The 18,208-nt window shown below is 73.2% G+C and carries 17 protein-coding genes and 1 pseudogene; 6 read left to right on the top strand and 12 right to left on the bottom strand.

Translation table 11 applies throughout. From position 1 onward, the window contains the following. Nucleotides 1–886 (top strand): helix-turn-helix domain-containing protein (locus tag G3I41_RS27600; RefSeq protein ID WP_164403089.1); only part of this gene is annotated, 886 nt, incomplete at its 5' end. 122 nt (nt 887–1,008) lie between these two features. On the opposite strand, the gene G3I41_RS27605 is transcribed toward G3I41_RS27600, so the two are convergent. After that, complete coding sequence (locus G3I41_RS27605; protein ID WP_164403090.1) at nt 1,009–3,231, bottom strand: hypothetical protein; 2,223 nt, start codon at nt 3,229–3,231, stop codon at nt 1,009–1,011. A 181-nt stretch (nt 3,232–3,412) separates the two neighbouring features. On the opposite strand from G3I41_RS27605, the gene G3I41_RS27610 reads away from it, so the two are divergent. Next, complete coding sequence (locus G3I41_RS27610; protein WP_203601743.1) at nt 3,413–4,909, top strand: MFS transporter; 1,497 nt, start codon at nt 3,413–3,415, stop codon at nt 4,907–4,909. 3 nt (nt 4,910–4,912) lie between these two features. Here G3I41_RS27610 and G3I41_RS27615 read toward each other — a convergent pair whose 3' ends face one another. After that, the gene (locus G3I41_RS27615) at nt 4,913–5,425 is read right to left on the bottom strand and encodes a nitroreductase family deazaflavin-dependent oxidoreductase (protein WP_164403091.1); all 513 of its coding nucleotides are present in this window, start codon (nt 5,423–5,425) and stop codon (nt 4,913–4,915) included. Between the two features lie 131 nt (nt 5,426–5,556). Between G3I41_RS27615 and G3I41_RS27620 the strand changes: the two genes are divergently transcribed. Next, on the top strand, nt 5,557–6,102 hold the full coding sequence (locus G3I41_RS27620) for a MarR family transcriptional regulator (protein ID WP_164403092.1): 546 nt from the start codon (nt 5,557–5,559) through the stop codon (nt 6,100–6,102). Between the two features lie 79 nt (nt 6,103–6,181). On the opposite strand, the gene G3I41_RS27625 is transcribed toward G3I41_RS27620, so the two are convergent. The 6 genes from G3I41_RS27625 to G3I41_RS27650 all read right to left on the bottom strand — a co-directional run bounded on the left by G3I41_RS27625 (nt 6,182) and on the right by G3I41_RS27650 (nt 11,977). Next, nucleotides 6,182–7,417, bottom strand: coding sequence for a cation:proton antiporter (locus G3I41_RS27625; protein WP_164403093.1), 1,236 nt, complete (start codon nt 7,415–7,417; stop codon nt 6,182–6,184). Between the two features lie 2 nt (nt 7,418–7,419). Next, a complete protein-coding gene (locus tag G3I41_RS27630) occupies nt 7,420–7,890 on the bottom strand; it encodes a TrkA C-terminal domain-containing protein (RefSeq protein ID WP_072487793.1) in 471 nt (156 codons plus the stop codon). 193 nt (nt 7,891–8,083) lie between these two features. Further along, complete coding sequence (locus G3I41_RS27635) at nt 8,084–9,535, bottom strand: flotillin family protein (RefSeq protein ID WP_203601745.1); 1,452 nt, start codon at nt 9,533–9,535, stop codon at nt 8,084–8,086. Between the two features lie 69 nt (nt 9,536–9,604). After that, nucleotides 9,605–10,114, bottom strand: coding sequence for a hypothetical protein (locus tag G3I41_RS27640; protein ID WP_164403094.1), 510 nt, complete (start codon nt 10,112–10,114; stop codon nt 9,605–9,607). Nucleotides 10,115–10,221: 107 nt separating this feature from the next. Beyond that, a complete protein-coding gene (locus G3I41_RS27645; RefSeq protein WP_164403095.1) occupies nt 10,222–10,707 on the bottom strand; it encodes a peroxiredoxin in 486 nt (161 codons plus the stop codon). Nucleotides 10,708–10,792: 85 nt separating this feature from the next. Beyond that, nucleotides 10,793–11,977, bottom strand: a complete 1,185-nt coding sequence (locus G3I41_RS27650; RefSeq protein ID WP_164403096.1) for an MFS transporter — start codon at nt 11,975–11,977, stop codon at nt 10,793–10,795. A 78-nt stretch (nt 11,978–12,055) separates the two neighbouring features. On the opposite strand from G3I41_RS27650, the gene G3I41_RS27655 reads away from it, so the two are divergent. Next, on the top strand, nt 12,056–12,808 hold the full coding sequence (locus G3I41_RS27655) for a helix-turn-helix transcriptional regulator (RefSeq protein ID WP_164403097.1): 753 nt from the start codon (nt 12,056–12,058) through the stop codon (nt 12,806–12,808). A gap of 102 nt (nt 12,809–12,910) precedes the next feature. After that, nucleotides 12,911–14,620 (top strand): SpoIIE family protein phosphatase, encoded by a 1,710-nt coding sequence (locus tag G3I41_RS27660; RefSeq protein WP_164403098.1) that lies wholly within the window; start codon nt 12,911–12,913, stop codon nt 14,618–14,620. A 6-nt stretch (nt 14,621–14,626) separates the two neighbouring features. On the opposite strand, the gene G3I41_RS27665 is transcribed toward G3I41_RS27660, so the two are convergent. The 4 genes from G3I41_RS27665 to G3I41_RS27680 are packed head-to-tail and all read right to left on the bottom strand — an operon-like array spanning nt 14,627 to nt 17,538. Continuing rightward, nucleotides 14,627–15,232 (bottom strand): hypothetical protein, encoded by a 606-nt coding sequence (locus G3I41_RS27665; RefSeq protein WP_164403099.1) that lies wholly within the window; start codon nt 15,230–15,232, stop codon nt 14,627–14,629. Continuing rightward, entirely contained in the window at nt 15,229–16,476 is a 1,248-nt protein-coding gene (locus G3I41_RS27670; protein WP_164403100.1) for an MAB_1171c family putative transporter, read from the bottom strand. Before G3I41_RS27670 ends, G3I41_RS27665 begins: the two co-directional genes overlap by 4 nt. Before the next feature lie 51 nt (nt 16,477–16,527). Beyond that, nucleotides 16,528–17,088, bottom strand: a complete 561-nt coding sequence (locus G3I41_RS27675; RefSeq protein ID WP_164403101.1) for a toxin — start codon at nt 17,086–17,088, stop codon at nt 16,528–16,530. Between the two features lie 3 nt (nt 17,089–17,091). Further along, nucleotides 17,092–17,538 (bottom strand): hypothetical protein, encoded by a 447-nt coding sequence (locus G3I41_RS27680; RefSeq protein WP_164403102.1) that lies wholly within the window; start codon nt 17,536–17,538, stop codon nt 17,092–17,094. Between the two features lie 479 nt (nt 17,539–18,017). On the opposite strand from G3I41_RS27680, the pseudogene G3I41_RS27685 reads away from it, so the two are divergent. Continuing rightward, nucleotides 18,018–18,208 (top strand): annotated as a pseudogene (locus tag G3I41_RS27685) (ATP-dependent helicase); the annotation flags it as partial.

The raw sequence follows: 18,208 nt of genomic DNA on the forward strand, positions 1-18,208 counted from the left end.
CCCCGCCCCCGGCGCGACCCCCGCCGCCGTGGCCGCCTCCGCCGACAGCGCGCTGGCCGCGATGGAGCAGGCGGTCGACGCGTTCGCCGACGGCTTCGAGCGCGCCCAGCGCCTCACCGTGCGCCGCGAGGAGGCCGCCAGGCGCGAGTTCATCGACGACCTCCTGTACGGGCGCAGCGATCTGGGCCGGCTCGCCGAGCGGGCCACCCGCTTCGGGCTGCGCCTCTCACGCGCCCACGCCGTGGCGGTGGCGACGGGCCCGGAGGCGTACACCGAGACGGAGGCGGTGCCCCGGCAGGTGGAGTCGGCGATGCTGGCCCGGTTCAGCGGGCGCAAGATCCTGCTCACCACGAAGGACGGACGCATGGTGTGCGTCGCGCCCGGCAGCCAGCCCGACGTCCTGCGCTACTTCGCGAAGCAGGCCCACGCGGCGACGGACGGCGGCCGGGTCGCCGTCGGCCGCCCCCACCGGGGCCCCGGCGGCGTCGTCCAGTCGTACGACGAGGCGCTGGACGCGCTGGACCTGGCGGACCGGATGGACTTGGACGACCCCGTGCTCTACGCCGCCGACCTGCTGGTCTACCCGGTGCTGACCCGGGACCGGCAGGCCATGGCCGATCTCGTGCGCAGCGAGCTGGGCCCGCTCCGGCAGGCCCGGGGCGGCGCCGAACCACTCCTCAGGACGCTGTCGGTGTACTTCGACGCGGGCTGTGTCGCCGCCGAGACCGCCCGCCGTCTCTCGCTGAGCGTCCGGGCCCTCACGTACCGGCTGGAACGCATCCACCAGCTGACCGGCTCCGACCCGGCGGACCCCCAGCACCGCTACACGCTCCAGACCGCGGTGATCGGCGCCAGGCTGCTGGACTGGCCCGCCAAGGAGGTCTGAGGCGTGTCGCGAAAGCGGCGCCGTCCGCCCGCGGGGCGGGCGCGGCAGGCGGGACTACCGGCCGGCACACGGATCGGCGCCGCCCCTGGGAGGGTGCGGCGCCGATCGGTGCGCGGGGTGGGTCAGCCGCCGCTGTGCTGCTTGCCCTCGTGCTTGTGACACCTGCACTTCTTGGGCTTGACCGTCACGGTGACCGTGGCCGAGGCGGTGTCGCTGGCGATCTCTTCGCCCTGCGGGCCCGTGGCACCGGCCTGGGCGACGTTGGTGATCCGGCACTTGACGGTGCCCTTGCCACCGCCGTCGCCGCCGCGGGTGCCGCTCTGCCGGCAGAGGTCGATGTCCGCCCGGGTGATGCGGTAGGTGCCGTGGCAGGTGGTGCTCGCCCCGGGCGCCAGCGTGGTCGCGTCACAGATCACCGAGGCGACACGGTTGTCCGCCACGTGCACGTCGTGCAGCTGGGTGCTGCCGGTGTTGGTGACCGTGTACGCGTACCGGACCTCGGTGCCGACCCGGAAGGGGCCCTGGGAGACGACCTGCTTGTGCAGCGTCAGATGGGGCTGCCCGACGGGGAGGGTCTGATACGTCTCCGGCGAGGTGACGGTCTCCCCGTCCGCCGTACCGGTCGCCGTGGCGGTGTTGGTCACGGAACCGGCCGTACCGTCGGCCGCGGTGATCGTGTAGGTGCCGGTGCAGGTGGTGCTGTCACCGGCCTCCTCCGCCGGGGCGAGCGTGGTCGACTCGCAGGTGATGTCCGTGACGTGGTCGTCGTGGACGGCGACACCGGTCAGCTCCACCCCGCCGGTGTTGCGGACGGTGTAGACGTACGTGACCGTCTGCCCGACCGCGTACGGGCCGGGGGTCTCGACCCGCTTCTCGACCGAGATGCCGGGCGACCGCTCGATCGGCACGGTCTCCGACGAGGGCGGGGAGGCGACCGGGTCGCCACCTGACGTACCCGTCGCCATGGCGGTGTTGTCGATCGAGCCGTTGGTGACGTCGGCGGCCGTCACCGTGTACGTCGCCGTGCAGGTGACCGTCTCACCGGGCGCGAGACGCGTCACGGGGCAGGAGACCGGGCCGACTTTCGGGTCGTCGACGACGAGGTCGTCGATGTCCGTGCCTCCCGAGTTGGTGACCACGAACTCGTAGGGCACCTGCGAGCCGGCCGTCAGGTCGCCGGGCAGCGGCTGCACGACCTGCTTCACGAGATGCAGCCGGGGCAGCGGCCGTTCGGTGCGCACGGCCACATTGCGGATGAGGTGGGTGTCCGTGAACAGACCGGTGGAGGCGGCGAATCCGAACTTGTAGGTCGCGGGTACGGGGCTCGGCGCGTCGGCCTGGAGGACCTGCTGGGAGCCGTTGCCGTCGTTGAAGTCGATGGACACGGTGACCTGCGGGTCCGGTGCCGGGGTGATCACCACGTGCACGCGGCGGCGCGAGGGCTCGAGGTCCTGCTCGGCCTGGACGGGATCGCTCGACACCTCGGTGGTCGGCCCCTGCAGTTCTCCGGGGAGGGTCGACGGCCAGGGGCCGGTGGTCGAGAAGTTGCTGGTGGTGGCGGTGAGGAAGCAGTAACCCTCGATGCCGTCGCCGGGGCCGCGCAGCGTGACCATGTTCGGCCCGGGTGCGGGCACGTGGAACGCCGTGCCCGCGGGTGAGCGCTGGTCGGGCGGGCAGCCGTTGCCCCGGTGTTCCCAGTCGCCGAAGTAGTTGCCGAGGACGTCGAGCCCGACTCCCAGATAGCCGCGGTCCACACCGGGAAGGAACTCGGCGGTCGGGTCGTCGTCGGGCAGCTTCTGCGCGTACCCGAGGCTGCCGCCGAAGGCGCCGGGGTGGGTCAGCTCCGCGTCACCGTCGACCAGGAAGAACGAGATGCCGTCGGCCGGCGCGATGGCGCCCGTGGTGGTGCCGTACTGCCACTGGTCGAAGGTGACGTCCAGACCGTCGCCGGCGGGCAGCGCGTGGTTGTAGAGGACTGCGCCGGACTGGTCGTTGGCGGAGTCCGTCAGCCGCAGATAGCCGCGCGGGGCGGCGTCGTTGGGCGGTACGGGGCCGACGCCCACCGTGCAGCCCCCGAGCGGGTGGCTGCCGGGCCCCGGCAGGGCGTCGGCCTGGGGCGCTCCGGTGAGGCAGGCCGAGCCGACCCCGGTGAAGTCCGGGGCCGTGGCCCGGGTGAAGGTCTCATCGAGCAAGGTGGAGCCGCCTTGGCGCGGCTGCGCGTGGGCGAGTTGGCCGGTGGAGGCCAGGGGGCCGGCCACGCCGAGGGCGAGGGCCAGCGCCGCGGCGACGAGCCGGGGGGCCCGTACGGATCCGCCCAGCGGCGACGAGGGGTGTCTGCGGGTCATGCACAGCAGAGATAGCAGTCACCATGTGTGATCAACAGTTTGCGTTCTGCGTGTCCACCGCGCCCACCCGGCCAGCCGTACCCGCCCGTCCGAACGGCTCCACATGCGGGACCGGCGCCCTCCGCCTAGCGTGATCAGCCGGGGGATTCCGGCGGTGCGCGCAGCGAGGGAGATCCGCCCCATGGCCCGTGAAGCAGGTCCCCGGGAAACAGGAACCCGCCGGGCGAACCCTCGTGAGGAGCACCCGTCCCACCGCTGGTGGGTGCTCGGGGTGATCGGCCTGGCCCAGCTGATGGTGGTGCTCGACGCGACGATCGTGAACATCGCGCTGCCCTCCGCCCAGCAGGACCTCGGCTTCAGCGACGGCAACCGGCAGTGGATCGTGACGGCGTACGCCCTCGCCTTCGGCTCGCTGCTGCTGCTCGGCGGACGCATCGCCGACCTGGTGGGCCGCCGGGTGGTCTTCCTGACCGGGCTCGTCGGCTTCGCGGTCGCCTCCGCGATCGGCGGTGCCGCCCCGAGCTTCGAGGTCCTGGTGCTGGCCCGCGCCCTCCAGGGCCTGTTCGGCGCGCTGCTCGCCCCGGCGGCGCTGTCGCTGCTCACGACGACGTTCACCGTGCCCAGGGAACGGGCCAAGGCGTTCGGGATCTACGGTGCCATCGCGGGGGCGGGCGGTGCGGTGGGGCTGCTGCTCGGCGGGGTGCTGACGGAGTACCTGGACTGGCGATGGTGCCTGTACGTCAACCTGGTCATCGCGTTCCTCGCGTTCACGGGCGGCTGGCGGCTGCTGACGGCGGGCGCGCCGGCCGACCGGCCCCGGCTCGACGTCCCGGGGACGCTGCTGGTCTCGGCCGGTCTCTTCTGCATCGTCTACGGCTTCTCCCAGGCCGAGTCGCACGCCTGGAGTTCGCCGCTGACCTGGGTGTTCCTGGTGGCGGGCGCGGTGCTGGTGGCGGCTTTCGCGTGGTGGCAGACCAGGGCGGCGCATCCGCTGCTGCCGATGCGGGTGGTGCTGGACCGGGACCGGGCGGCGTCGTTCCTCGCGATGTTCATCTCCGGCGGCGGGATGTTCGGCGTCTTCCTCTTCCTCACCTACTACCTGCAGAAGAGCCTGGGCTACTCGCCGGTCTCCACCGGGCTCGCCTTCCTGCCGATGGTCGCCTGCATGATCGCCTCGTCGGTGACGACGACGAATGTGCTGCTGCTGCGGTTCGGTGCCAAGCCGATCGTCCCGACCGGGATGGGCATCGCGGCCGCCGCGATGGTGTGGCTGACCGCCCTGGACCTGGACAGCGGCTACGCCGCCCATGTGCTGCCGCCGTTGCTCTGCCTGGGCATCGGCCTCGGCGCCGTCTTCGCCACGGCGATGAACCTGGCCACCGCGGGCGTCGGGGCGCGGGACGCCGGAGTGGCCTCGGCGATGGTCAACACCAGCCAGCAGGTCGGCGGCTCCATCGGCACGGCCCTGCTCAACACCCTCGCCACCAGCGCCGCCACGCACTACCTGGTGGGCCGCAGGCCGACCCCGCCCGTCGTCGCCCGGGCCCAGCTGGACAGCTACGCCACCGCGTACTGGTGGTCCGCGGGCTTCTTCGCCCTCGGGCTCGTCGTCACCCTGTTCCTGTACCGGCCCGGCGCGCCCCGCCCGCACCTCGCGGAGGAGCCGGCCCGAGCGTGAGGGTCAGCGCCTCGCGCCCTCGGTGAGCCGGACGAACGGGATCGACTCGCCCACCCGCCGGTAGTCCTCCGCGCTGCCGTCCACCTCGAAACCCATGTACGCGCAGAGCCGGCGGGCCACCCGGGGGTGGCGGGGCGCGTACCGCACCATCAGCTCGCCGCCCTCCTCGGGGGTCAGCACGTGCGCGGTCACCGCGTGGAACCGCCGGCCGGCCTGCACCGTGGCGTGCGGGGTGCGCTCCAGGTTGCGGAACCAGTCCGCGCCCGGTCCGAACCCCGAGGCGACGGTCCAGCAGGCCCGGCCCTCGTGGGTGCCCGCCTCCACGACCTCGATGGCGGTCCGGCGGGGGAGGCCCGAGACGCGGCCGGTGTGGACGAGCAGCAGCAGCCGGCCCCTGAAGAGCGGCCCGAGTCCCATGCGGAACATGTGGATCGGAAGCCGGAAGGCAGTGCGCCGCCAGCCGGTCGGCGGGGCCGGGCGCCGGGGAGCGGGCGAAGCCGCGGATTCATGCGTCACTATGCAAACGTTGCACAATCCAAACGTCGGGGCCAGTGCGCGCCGCTGTCGGTCCGGTACCGGTTGGGCGGCGGTTGCGTATCGGATGTCCGCCGGTTCGAGTCCGCACGCCGGGCGCGGTAGAAAGGGGCATGGCCGCGCACGGACAGGCACCCGATGACCCCCCGACCGCCCCGGACCGGGACGACGTCGACGCGGTGACGCGCGCGGTGCTGACCGCGTCGAGACTGCTGGTCGCGGTGTCCGCCCGGTCCCTCGCGGCGGTCGAGGACCGGGTGACGCTGCCCCAGTTCCGGCTGCTCGTGGTGCTCTCCACGCACGGGGAGGCCAAGCTCGTCACCCTCGCGGAGCGCCTCGGCGTGAACCCCTCGACCGCGATGCGGATGCTCGACCGGCTGATCGCTGCGGGCCTCGCGGAGCGTCAGGTCAACCCGGCCAACCGCCGGGAGACGGTGCTGCGGGTGACGCCCGAGGGCCACCGGCTGGTCGAGGAGGTCACGGCCGGCCGCCGCCGGGAGGTCGCCTCGATCGTGGAGCGCATCGCGCCCGCGCAGCGCGCCGCGCTGATCGACGCGCTGCGGGCGTTCACCGACGCGGGCGGCGAGGCGGCGGCCCCCGCGGAGGGGGCCGACGCCTACCCGCTGGGCTGGGCGCGGGACCTGCCGGCGGGGGCCTGACGCCGTACGGCCCGGCTGCCCCGGACGGGGCGGGGCCTCACCCGGACGAGGCGGGGCCTCACCCGGACGAGGCGGGGCCTCATTCGGACGAGGCGGAGACCTCTTCCCGGGCCGGGGGGACCGGGGCGTTGCCCGCGGGAGCGGCGGGCGCCCCGTCCTTGCCGCGCCACTTCTGGACGCGTTCGACCACCGGCTGGGTCCAGCGCGCGGTGAGCGGGCCGACGATGACCAGGATCAGGACGTACGCGGTGGCGATGGGACCGATGCGGGGCTCCGTCGCCACGGCCAGACCGGCGATGACGATGGAGAACTCGCCGCGCGCGACGAGCGTGCCGCCCGCCCGCCAGCGCCCGCGCGGTCCGATGCCGGCGCGCCGGGCCGCGTACCAGCCGGTGCCGATCTTCGTGAAGACGGTGACGACGGCGAGCAGCGCGGCCGGCAGCAGCACCGGCGGGATCTCGGCCGGGTTGGTGGAGAGCCCGAAGAACACGAAGAAGACGGCGGCGAACAGGTCCCGCAGCGGGGTCAGCAGCTTGCGCGCGCCCTCCGCGACCTCGCCGGAGAGCGCGATGCCGACGAGGAACGCGCCCACGGCGGCCGACACCTGGAGCTGCTGGGCCACCCCGGCGACCAGGACGGTCAGCCCGAGCACGACGAGCAGCAGCATCTCCGGATTGTCGGAGGAGACCGCGCGGCTGATCAGCCGGCCGTGCCGCAGCGCCAGGTAGAGCACCAGGCCGACCGTGCCGAGTGCGATCAGCAGGGCGATGCTGCCGCCGGCGAAGCCGACGCCCGCGAGCATCGCGGTGAGCAGCGGCAGGTAGACCGCCATCGACAGGTCCTCGATGACCAGCACCCCGAGGATGACCGGGGTCTCCCGGTTGCCGAGGCGTCCCAGGTCCGCGAGGACCTTCGCGATCACACCGGAGGAGGAGATCCAGGTGACACCGGCGAGCGCGACGGCGCCGACCGGGCCCCAGCCCAGCAGCAGCGCGGCGACCGCGCCCGGGGTCGCGTTGAGCACGAAGTCCACGGCTCCGGACGGGTACTGCGTCTTGAGACTGGTCACCAGCTCGGAGGCGCTGTATTCGAGGCCCAGCAGGAGCAGCAGCAGGATGACGCCGATCTCGGCGCCGACGGCGGTGAACTCCTCGCTGGCCCCGAGCGGCAGCAGCCCGCCCTCGCCGAAGGCCAGCCCGGCCAGCAGATAGAGGGGGATCGGCGAGAGTCCTATCCGGCCGGCGAACCGTCCGATGATGCCGAGTCCCAGAATGACGGAGCCGAGCTCCACCAGCAGTGCGGTCGTGTCGTGCACGGTCAGCCCTCCGCGATGATCTCGGAGAGCGTGTCGACGCCCTCGCGCGTTCCGACGGCGACGAGCGTGTCGCCGATGGCAAGCCGGAAGTCCGGCCCGGGTGACGGATGCGCGCTGTGGGTGCGCAGCACCGCCACGATCGAGGCGCCGGTCCGGGTCCGCGCCTTGGTGTCGCCGAGCAGCCGGCCGCCGTACGGCGAGCGGGTGCCGAGCGGGATGTGCTCGGTGACCAGGTCGATCCCCTCGGTCCGTACGGCGTCGATGGGCGCCGCGTCGATGAGGTGGGCGAGCCCGGTCGCCTCCTGTGGAGTCAGGGGGACGGAGAGCCGGCACGAATCAGGGTCGTCCTGGTCGTAGAAGCCGATGAACCGCCGACCGTCGTGGTGGACCACCACGGAGATGTGCTGCCCCGACTCGGTCGTGTAGTCGTACTGGACGCCGACTCCGGGCAGCGTGGTGCGGTGGGTTCCCATGGCTTCCTCCCGAGGGGCGCGGTACGCGCGAGGCACTTGGTGATCTCTTTAGACCCGCATTACCTTATCCGGAGGTATGCGCCACCCCCGAGGGGCGCTTTCCGGCCACCGTCCCGCTGCGTCCCGCGCCCCGGCACACGAAGGCCCGGCCGGTTGCGCAACCGGCCGGGCACGCGGGTCTGGTCGCTGCGGATCAGTCGCTGATCTCGATCTTCCCGTTCTTCTCCGGCGAGGCCGCCGGGGCCTGGACCACCGGCTCGGCGGCGGCCGGCTTCGGTCCCGCGCCCTTGAGGCTCTGGAGCAGCGCGGCGAGGTCGACCCCGGTGGTGGAGCTGAGCAGTTCCATGCCCTGGGCGACGTTGTCCGTGACCGTACGGGACAGCTGACTCGCGCCGTCCGTGGAGATGACGGTCATCTTGTCGATCGCGCTCATCGGCTCGGCGGCCTTGGCGACGACCTGGGGCAGCACCTCGACGAGCATCTGGAGCACGGCCGCGTCGCCGTACTGCGCGAAGGCGTCGGCCTTCTTCCGCATGGCCTCGGCCTCGGCCGAACCGCGCGCCGCGATGGCGGCGGCCTCCGCCTCACCCTCGATGCGGACCGCCTCGGCGAGCGCGGAGCGGTGCAGCTTCTCGCCCTGCCCGGTGAGCCGGGCGCGCTCGGCGGCCGCTTCGGCCTCCTTGACCTGGGCGATGCGGCGGGCCTCCGCCTCCTGCTCGGCCTGGTAGCGGGCGGCGTCGGCGGGCTTGCGGACCTTGGTGTCGAGCTCGCGGTCGGTCAGCGCGGCCTGGCGCTCGGCGACCTTCTCCTGCTCGGTGAGCACTTCCTGCCGGCGGGCGGCCTCGGCGAGCGGACCGGCGGCGTTGGCCTTGGCGGCGGCGGCCTCCGTCTCGGCCTTGATCTCGGCCTGCTTCAGGTAGAACGTCCGCTCGGCGATCGCGATCTCCTCGGCCGCCTTCAGCCGGGCCTGCTCCGAGGCGCGGCGGGCGATGGCCTCCGCGATGTCGGCCTCCTGCTTGGCGCGAGCGGCCTCGGGGCGGCCCAGGTCCTCCAGGTAGGAGCCCTCGGTGGTGATGTCCTGGATCTGGAAGGCGTCCAGGATCAGGCCCTGGCCGGACAGGCTCGCCTCGGCCTCCTCCGCCACCTGGCCGGCGAACGCGGCGCGGTCGCGGATGATGTCCTCCACGGACATCCGGCCGACGATGGCGCGCAGCGCGCCGGACAGCACCTCCTGGGTGAAGCCGACGATGCCGTCCTGCTGGCGCAGGAAGCGCTGGGCGGCGGCCCGGATCGCGTCCTCGCTGCCGCCGACCTTGACGATCGCGACGCCTTCGAGGTGCGCCTTGACGCCGCGCAGGGTGACGGCGCCGCGCACGGCCACCGGGATGTGCCGGCTGGACAGGTCCAGGGTGAACTTCTGCTGGACGAACGGCACGACGAAGACGCCGCCGCCGACGACGACCTTCTGGCCGCTGTTGTCGATGCTGGTCCGGCCGGTCACCGGGTCGACGGACTTCTTGCCCCGGCGGCCGGTGATGATGAACGCCTGGCTGGGACCGGCCACCTTGTAGCGGGTGATCACGGCGAGGGCGAGCAGGAAGAGGAGTACGACGACTCCGACGATCGCGATCATTACGGGACTCATGCGGTTTCCCCCTCTGCCCCCTGACGGGGGCAGTCGTGAGACGAGCGGTGTTGGGGCCGGGCGTACCGGTCAGCGTTCGACGGGGCGGACCGACACCGAGGTGCTGGAGAGCGACGCCTCGACCCAGACCTCGGCGCCGCGCGAGACCGGCACCGTACTCCTCGCGGACAGCTTCACGAGCTGGCCGCCGAGGCGGAGCAGGACCTCGCCGTAGCCGTCGGCCGGGATCGCGGTGACCACCGACCCCGACGTGCCGACCAGGTCCTCGCTGCGCGGCGTCGCGTCGGTCTGGTCCCGCATCAGGGCGCGGCTGAACTTCCAGGTCAGCAGGGCGGCGACCAGTCCGGCCGCGACCCCCGCCACCGTGGCGACGAGGGTGCCCGCACCGGTCGTGCCGAGCACGATGGCGCCGCCGAAGCCGAGCATCGACAGGAAGCCGGCGATCACCGGAAGGGAGACGAGCCCGCCGAACAGGCCTTCCAGCAGGCCCCCGAAGAGGCCCTCCAGGATGCCGTCGAAGATCAGCGACAGAGCGAGCAGAGCGATCCCCGCGATGCCGAGACCGAGAAACAAGGTCATCTGCTCACCCCTCCCGGCCCCTCGGTCCCTGTGCTGCTTTTCCGTCGAACTGGCTGGATGGTCCCATACGCACCCCCGAGGCGACATTGCCGGAACCCGGCAATCTTCTACTGGTTGTTGATGCCGGAGAGATGGTCGGCCAGGGAGTCCAGGGACTGGAACGTGGCCCCCAGAAGCGCCACGTGCTTCCACCGCAGCACCCCCTCGCCGTCGATCAGGAAGACCGCGCGCCGCACCCCGATCCCGGGCGCCGCGACGCCGAAGGCCCGGGCGGTCTCCCGGCCCGGGTCCGCCAGCAGCGGCATGCGCAGCCCATGGGCGAGGGCGAACGACTCGTGGCTGTCCACACCCTGCGGGCTGATCCCCCACACCTCCGCGTCCAGCGCCTCGAAGGTCTCCATGCCCGAGGAGTACGCGCACAACTGCTTCGTGCACACGGTGGTGTTGTCGCCCGGGTAGAAGGCGAGGACCAGGGCCCGCCCGCGCGCGTCCGCGAGCGAGTAGTCGCGCCGCGCGAAGGCGTCCCCGGCGAGGACGCCGCCCGCCAGGGTGAAGTCCGGTACGGGTGAGCCGAGTCGCGGTGCCGATCCCATGGGGTGCTGCCCTTCGGTGTGCTGCGCCCGGGTGGCGGTGGTGCCGCCCGTGTCGCGTACAGCATGCCTCCGTCACCAGGGACGGTCAGCCACCCGGGGACGGTTCCGGTTCGGTGAGGAACAGGCCGAGGAGCACGGCCAGTACGGGGACGGCGCACAGGATGGTGAACACGCCCTGCGGCCCGTACGCCTGCGCCGCCGCACCCAGCGCCGGGGCGATCAGGCCCCCGATGCTGACGGCGAGGCCCAGCGTGACCCCGGCCGCCGTGCCCGGGCGCCCCGGCAGGTAGTCCTGACCCAGCTTCACCAGGACGGCGAACGGCACGTTGAGCGCCAGCCCCGCCAGGACCGCGAAGACCAGCGGCAGCAGCGTGCCCGGGGTGAACCGCAGGGCGAGCAGGGCCGGTACGGCGGCGAGGCCGCCCAGCTGCACCGTACGGACCATGCCGACGCGGTCCGCGATCCGGCCGCCGAGCAGCGTGCCCGCGACCCCGCCGACCAGGAAGCAGGCGAGCGCGACACCGGCGACGCCCTTGCCGGAGTGGAGGTGGCGGATCCAGAACAGCTCGATGAAGGTGATCGCGCCGAAGAACGCCACCGAGCGCACCACCTCGATCCCGGTGAGGAAGAGGAACGGCCGCCACCGGTCCTGCCCCGCCCGGCCCGCCCTGCGCACCGGAGCGGCGGCCGGGCGGTGCCGGAGCAGGACGAACGCCATCAGGACGGCGGGCGGGATGAACAGCGCCGTCGCGCCGACCCCCATCGCGACGAGCGCCGGGGTCGCCAGGACCGGGGCCAGGAAGAAGCCGACGCTGCCGCCCGCCGCGAAGACGCTCATCGCGGACGCGCTGTCGCCCGCCGCCTCCCGGGCCGCCTTGCCCGCCGCAGGGTGGAACATCGCCACGCCGAGCCCGGAGAGCAGGATCAGCAGCCAGACGGCGGCGTACGGCCGCACCAGACCGGACAGGCCGAGCCCGATCCCGGCGACGGCGAGGCCGGCGGGCGCCAGCCGGGGCAGCCGGTAGCGGTCCACCGCGAGCCCGATGAACGGCTGCGGCACCGAACTGCCGAGGGCCGCCGCGAGGGTCAGCCCGGAGGCGGCGACATAGCTGTAGCCCCGGTCGAGCACGAAGTAGGGGACGCAGGCGGGCACCAGGCCCTGATAGAGGTCGTCCACGGCGTGCGCGGCGCCCCACATCCGCATCCGCCGCCAGGCGGAGCCGGGCGCGGCGGGCGGGGCGCCGGGCGGTGCGGCGTTGTCGGTGGTCATGAAGGTGCTCCTCGCTGAAGGTCCCCTTCGAGGATTCCGGCCGCGCACCGGAGCGGGCTAGCGATAATCTGCCTGCTTGTGTCGTCAACCTGCCGCACTCTGCACGGCCCCGCCCGGGTCCCGCTCGCGCACCAGGAGCGCATCGGGAGCCACCACCATCTGGAGCACCAGCTCGTCTGCCCCTCGCGCGGGCTCCTCGAAGTCGCCACACCGCTCGGCGTCTGGGCCGTGCCCCCGCACCGGGCGGTGTGGATCCCGGCCGGCGTCGTCCACGCGCACCTCGCGTACGGGCCGACCGAGCTGCGGGCGCTCAGCTTCGCCCCCGCCGACAACCCGCTCCGGCTCGACCGGCCGACCGTCCTCGCCGTCACCCCGCTGCTGCGCGAGGTCGTGGCCTGCCTGACCGACGACACGGAACTCACCGGCGACGCGCGCCGCCGGCGCAACCTGGAGCGCGTCGCGCTCGACCAGCTCCGCCGGATCGAACCGCTCGGCGTCTGCCTGCCCACCCCGGCCGACGCCCGGCTGCGCGACATCGCCCGCATCCTCCAGGACGATCCGGCGGACGGCCGGACCCTCACCGAGCTGGGCGCGGCCGTCGGCGCGGCGCCCCGCACCCTGAGCCGGCTCTTCCGCGCGGAGACCGGGATGTCCTTCCCGCAGTGGCGCACCCAGCTCCGCCTGCACCACGCGCTGACCCTGCTCGCGTCGGGCGGCTCGGTCACCTCGGTGGCCGTGGCCTGCGGCTACAGCGGCCCGAGCGCCTTCATCCAGTCCTTCCGCCACGCCTTCGGCACCACTCCGGGCTCCTACGCCTCGGGCACGTCCTGACACCCGCCACCCGGCGGTGCTGCGGATGCGGGAGCGGGCGGGGCGACCGAGGATGAAGGGCCGGGCAGCAGGCGGCCCGCGCCCTGCCTCAGGAGGTTCGTCTTGCCAGTGCACGCCGACCATCCGCCGTCCATCGACGTCACGGCGCTCGCCGCCGTGCTCGACGGCACGACGGCGGGCGTGGGCGTGTTCGACACCGAGCTGCGCTACGTGTACGTCAACCCGTCCCTCGTACGCCACAACGGCCTCCCGCCCGCCGCCCACATCGGCCGCCGCCCCGGCGAGGTCATGCCCGACATCGACGCCCGCGAGGACCTGATGCGCGCGGTGCTCGCGGACGGCCGGGCGCGTGAGGTCACCTCCAGCGGCCGGCTGCCCGCCGCGTCGGGGACCGCCCGGGTCTACTGGCACGGGGCCTACCACCGCCTGGAGGTGGACGGCCGGGTCGCCGGCGTCGTCGGGATCGTGCTGGAGGTCATGGCCGACGACGAACAGCGCCGGCTCGCCCAGGCCCAGCGCCACCTCTCGCTCCTCGACAGCGCGAACACCCGCATCGGCACCACCCTCGACATGGACACCACCTGCGCCGAGCTGGCCGACCTGGTCGTCCCCGGCCTCGCCGACATCGCCGCCGTCGAGGTCTTCCCGCCGGACGTGGCCCCGCCGGTGCGCCCGGCACCGCCCGACGTGGTGCGGCTGCGGCGCGCGGCCATGTCCGCGGTGCGCGGGCTGAGCGGAGAGGTCGACCGGTTCGGGGTGGCCGGCGACTACATCGACTACCAGGAGGAAGCCTCCGTATCGCGCTGCCTGGCCACCAACCAGCCCGTCGTCGAGGACATCAGCGACGACGAGCGGCTGAGCCGGTCCGCGCCCACCCCGGAGCGGCTCGCCGCCTACCGGGAGCTCGGGCTGCACTCGGCGGTCGCCGTGCCGATCTCGGTGCGCGGGGCCCCGATCGGTGTGCTCGGCCTGCTCCGGGCCGGCGGCTCGCCCGTCTTCTCGGACGACGACGTGGTGGTGGCCCGGGAGCTCGCCGGGCGGGCCGCAGTCCATCTCGACCACGCCCGCCGCTTCACCCACGAGCACACCATCGCCCTGGAGCTCCAGCGCTCCCTGCTCTCCGAGCCCCGGCCGCCCCACCCGCACATCGAGGTCGCCACCCGCTATCTGCCGGCCGACCGCAGCGTCCTGGTGGGCGGCGACTGGTTCGACGTCATCCCGCTGCCCGACGGGCGGCATCTGAAGGCGATGGGCGACGTCATGGGGCACGGCGTCGAGGCGGCCGTCGCGATGAGCCACTACCGCTCGCTGCTGCGCCTCCTGGCCGACGAGGAACTGCCCCCGCACCGCATCCTGGAACAGCTGGACCGGATGGTGGAGCGGTCCGGGATCGACCGGGCGGCGACCTGCCTGCTCGCCGTGGTGAACGCGGACGGCGGGCAGTGCGAGGTGGCGAGCGCGGGCCACCTGCCCCCGGTCTTCCTCGATCCGGGCTCGGTGGGCACCCGGATCTGCGACGTCCCGGCGGCCCCGCCGCTCGGCACCGGGTTCGGCGGTTACCGGTCCACGGTGATGGAGTGCGGCCCGGGCACGGTGCTGTTCATGTACACCGACGGGCTCGTGGAGCGGCGCGGCGAGGACATCGACACGTGCGTCGCCCGGCTGGGGGAGCTGGCCCTGCCGGACAACGGCGATCTGGAGACCTTCCTGGACCGGGTGCTCGAACGCTTCGGACCCAACGCCGAGGACGACATCGCGGTCATGGCCTCGCGGACCCGGGACGAACCGGACGCCGCGGACCCGGCGCCCTGAGCGGGGTCACCCGAACAGGAACGCCCCCGCCGTCGCCGCGCCCAGCGCCGTTCCCGCGGTGACCTGGCCGACCGTGTGGTAGCCGAGCGCCACCCGCGACCAGGAGACGGCGGCCGCCATCGCGTACCCGAGGAGCCACCACGGCGAGTGGACGGCGGCGAGCAGGGCGACCACGGCCGAGGCCACGGAGGCGTCCACGGAGATCTTCCACACCGTGTTGACGGCCAGCAGCACGACCGTCATCGCCCACAGCGCGAGCATCGCGACCAGGATGCCGGTGGGCGCCCCGCCCAGCACCATGACCGCCGAACCGGCGCCGATGGAGCCCAGGATCACGAAGAAGATCGGCGCCCGCTTGGTGCGGTCCACGACATGGCGGTCACCCCAGGTGCCGCGCCCCCGCTCCCACTCGATGTACCCGGCGGGGACGATCCCCGCGCACAGTGCGCCGAGCAGTCCCCAGGGCACGCCGGTCCAGTCCCCGGCCGCCGCGAGGCCGATGCCGAGCATGCCGACGAGCAGCAGGTTGCGGGGCTGGAGGACGTCGGTCACCCTCCGGGCCAGGGTGTGGTCGGGGGCGGTCGCGGGGTCCGTGGCGTCAGTGGTGGTCATGCCGGCTGCTCCTTGCCCGTGGCGTCACACATGTCGAGGATCTGACGGGCCCGCTCCGGGGTCACCGTGCGGTACGCGGCCGCGACCCGGACCAGCCAGGCGACCTCCCCGTCCTGGTCGGTGGCGTGCTGGGTGGACACGGCCGCCGCCGCACCGGCGGGCGCCCCTGCGGCCCGGGCGGTCAGCGCCGCCCTGATCCAGTACGCGTCGGCGAGCGGCGACCCGGAACCGCCCCCGGCGGCGGCCTCGGCGGCGGGCAGCAGGGTGTCCGGCACGTAGTGGCGCAGCTTCTCGACCGCGTCCGCGATGTCCGCGGCCCAGCGGTCGACGCGCAGGTCGGCGGGCGTGTCGAAACGGGCCAGTTCGCGCCGCAGCGGGCGCGGGGGCTCGAAGGGCTGGTCCGGGAAGGCGGTCATCAGCTCGTACCAGAGGCCGTGCAGCCGGACCTGCGCCCGCCAGAGCTTGGCCCGGCGGCGGACGTTGCTCAGGGCCGGGATGGAGGCGCCGACCGCGAAGAAGAGGAACAGGACGACCTGGGCGGCCTCGGTGACCTCGTCGAAGTCCAGCGCGAAGGACTCGCTCGGCCGGTCCACGACGCTCACCCAGAGGAACAGCGTCCGGCTGACGGTGTACCCGACGCCGATGAACATGGCGAACGTCATCATCCCGAGCCCGACGCGCAGATGGCGCATCCGGGCGCTCCCGGTGGCCAGCGCCCACTGGTACGCGCAGACGGCGGACGCGGCGCCGAGGTAGAGGTAGAAGACGCTCATGTACAGCGTGGCGCCCCACTGCCCGGCGTGGTCCGCGACGAAGCGGTCCGAGGGCGTGGAGCGGTCGACCACGGTGAAGAACAGCACGGTGAGCAGCACCAGCGTGGCGACCGACGCCTTGGCCGCGACCTGTTGGATGAGCCGGGCGAACCGTACGTGCCGGGGGATGTCCCCCTCGTCCTCGTACCGGCCGTAGATCGCCACGATGTAGCTGAGAATGGCCAGAATCGCGATGGTCGCGGTGTAGTGCTTGATGAGGACCGACAGGTCGGTCACCGGACTGTCGTTGAGGCCGACGCGCACGAACCGGGTCTTCGTCCAGAGCGCCAGCGCGAATCCCGCGTAACACCCCCACAGGGCCCGGCGGCGCCGGTCCTCCTCGTCACCCCACAGGGCGGCCGGCATGCGCCACAGGGCGACGGCTGTCATCAGGCCCGCTATGAGATAGCCGGCGAGGTCGAGCGGGGTCACGGCGGAAGTCCTCGGTGGTGGGGGGGGATGCGCGGTCGGGCGGTACGGAGGCTACGGACGCCGGAACAGGCCGCCGCGGCGGTGGGCGACCGGACGCGAGAGCGAGTTGGCGAGCCGCCCCACCATGTCATCGCTCGTGACGTCCCGGGCCATCCGGGGGATCAACGAGGCACCGAATTCGGCCATGCGTTCGTCGTGGGTGTCGTACTGCGCGCGCGCCTGCACGGCGTCCGGGGCGAGCTCCGCGTCCGGGCCGACCATCCGGGAGATGAGCGAGGTGTCGAAGACCGGCAGCAGCCGCTGGAGCTGTTCCGCGTCGAGCGAGGTGCCGTGGTCGAACCACTCGTGGCACAGCTCGTGCAGGATCACGTGCTGGGTCTGGTACTCGGTGGGGCGCCGGCGGTACAGCACGAAGCTGGTGTCCCCGGTCTTCAGCCGCAGCCCGCAGGCGGCGTTGACGCGCGCCAGCCGGTCGGGCATCTCGTGCAGCACGATGGTGCGGCCCCGGGCCGCCTCCATGTTGGCCACCAGGCCGGGTATCGAGAACGGAGAGGGCAGCGGCAGCTCCGCGAGCCCCTCCTCGCACTCCCTCCGCAACTTCCGCAGGGACATGGCTCAGCCCTGCTGTCCGCCGCCGGCCGGGGGCGTGCGCTCCTCGGCGTCCCGCAGCAGGGACATCGCGAACCGCAGCAGCTCCGGCGGCAGCCCTTCCTCGTCGAGCCCGCGTCCGGCGAGCCCGCTGATCTCGCCGGTCCGGCGCTTGGCGAGGAACTGGAGCCCGGCCACGACGTCGTCCACGACCTCGGACTCCTCCTTGAAGAACCGCCAGTCCACGCCGAAGCCCAGCCCGAGCGCCTTCAGGATCTCCTCGGACGGCTGGGTCACCTTGCCGGCCAGGATGTTGGAGAAGTAGCTGTGGGAGAGCGATCCGCCGCGCTCCTTGACCAGGTCGGCGAAGAACCGGCCCGAGATCCTGCGGCCGGGAAAGGTCTTCTCGACCATGTACTCGACCTTCTGGCGCAGCGTCCGCAGCCCGGGCGCGCGCTCTTCGCCGTTGTCCATCCGGCCCCCACGTTCACGTCCGCCGCAGGCCCCTGTCCGGCCCCGGGCGGCGCTCGATTCGGTCAACGGGCTCGTACTGTAACGAACCGCGGACCGCGGCCCTCCCGGCGGGCTCCCGGAGGGCAGGTGAAGCGGAACAATCTGATCCGGTGCCCGGAGCGGGCTTGCGCAAACACTCTACGTCACTGTTAACTCGAAAAAACATGGGCAGGGGGCCACGAGGGGAGTCCCTTGCCCGTGAAGACGCCCGTGTGCGCCGCCGCCGCGCGCCCACAAAGGGGTGTAGCCCTTCACGACGGGGGATGCGTGAAGGGCTACCCGCACATTATGGCCCCTGCCCGGGCAGTCATCAACTGACCGGCCGGTCAGTGTCCTTGTCCGGGGCGTGTTTTTCCGGGCCCGGCGCCCCGCACCCGCCCCGGTTACCATCGGAAAAGACCCGCGGGACCGCCGCGCCTTCCCAGACGAAAAGGTTCCGCTTGAGCCGCGACCGCAGCCCCCGCTTCCACGACCGCTCCTCCCGCTCCCGTGGCCAGGGCTCGGCGGGCTCCCGCGCGGGCGGCGGCTTCCGCACCCGGGGCGCCGGCCGCTCAGGGGCCCCGGACCGCCGCTTCGGCGGGAAGGGCGGCAAGCCCGTCGCGCGGCAGGGCGAGTACGAGCTGCCGCGGAC

Source organism: Streptomyces sp. SID9727, from assembly GCF_010550605.1.
Taxonomy (GTDB): Bacteria; Actinomycetota; Actinomycetes; order Streptomycetales; family Streptomycetaceae; genus Streptomyces.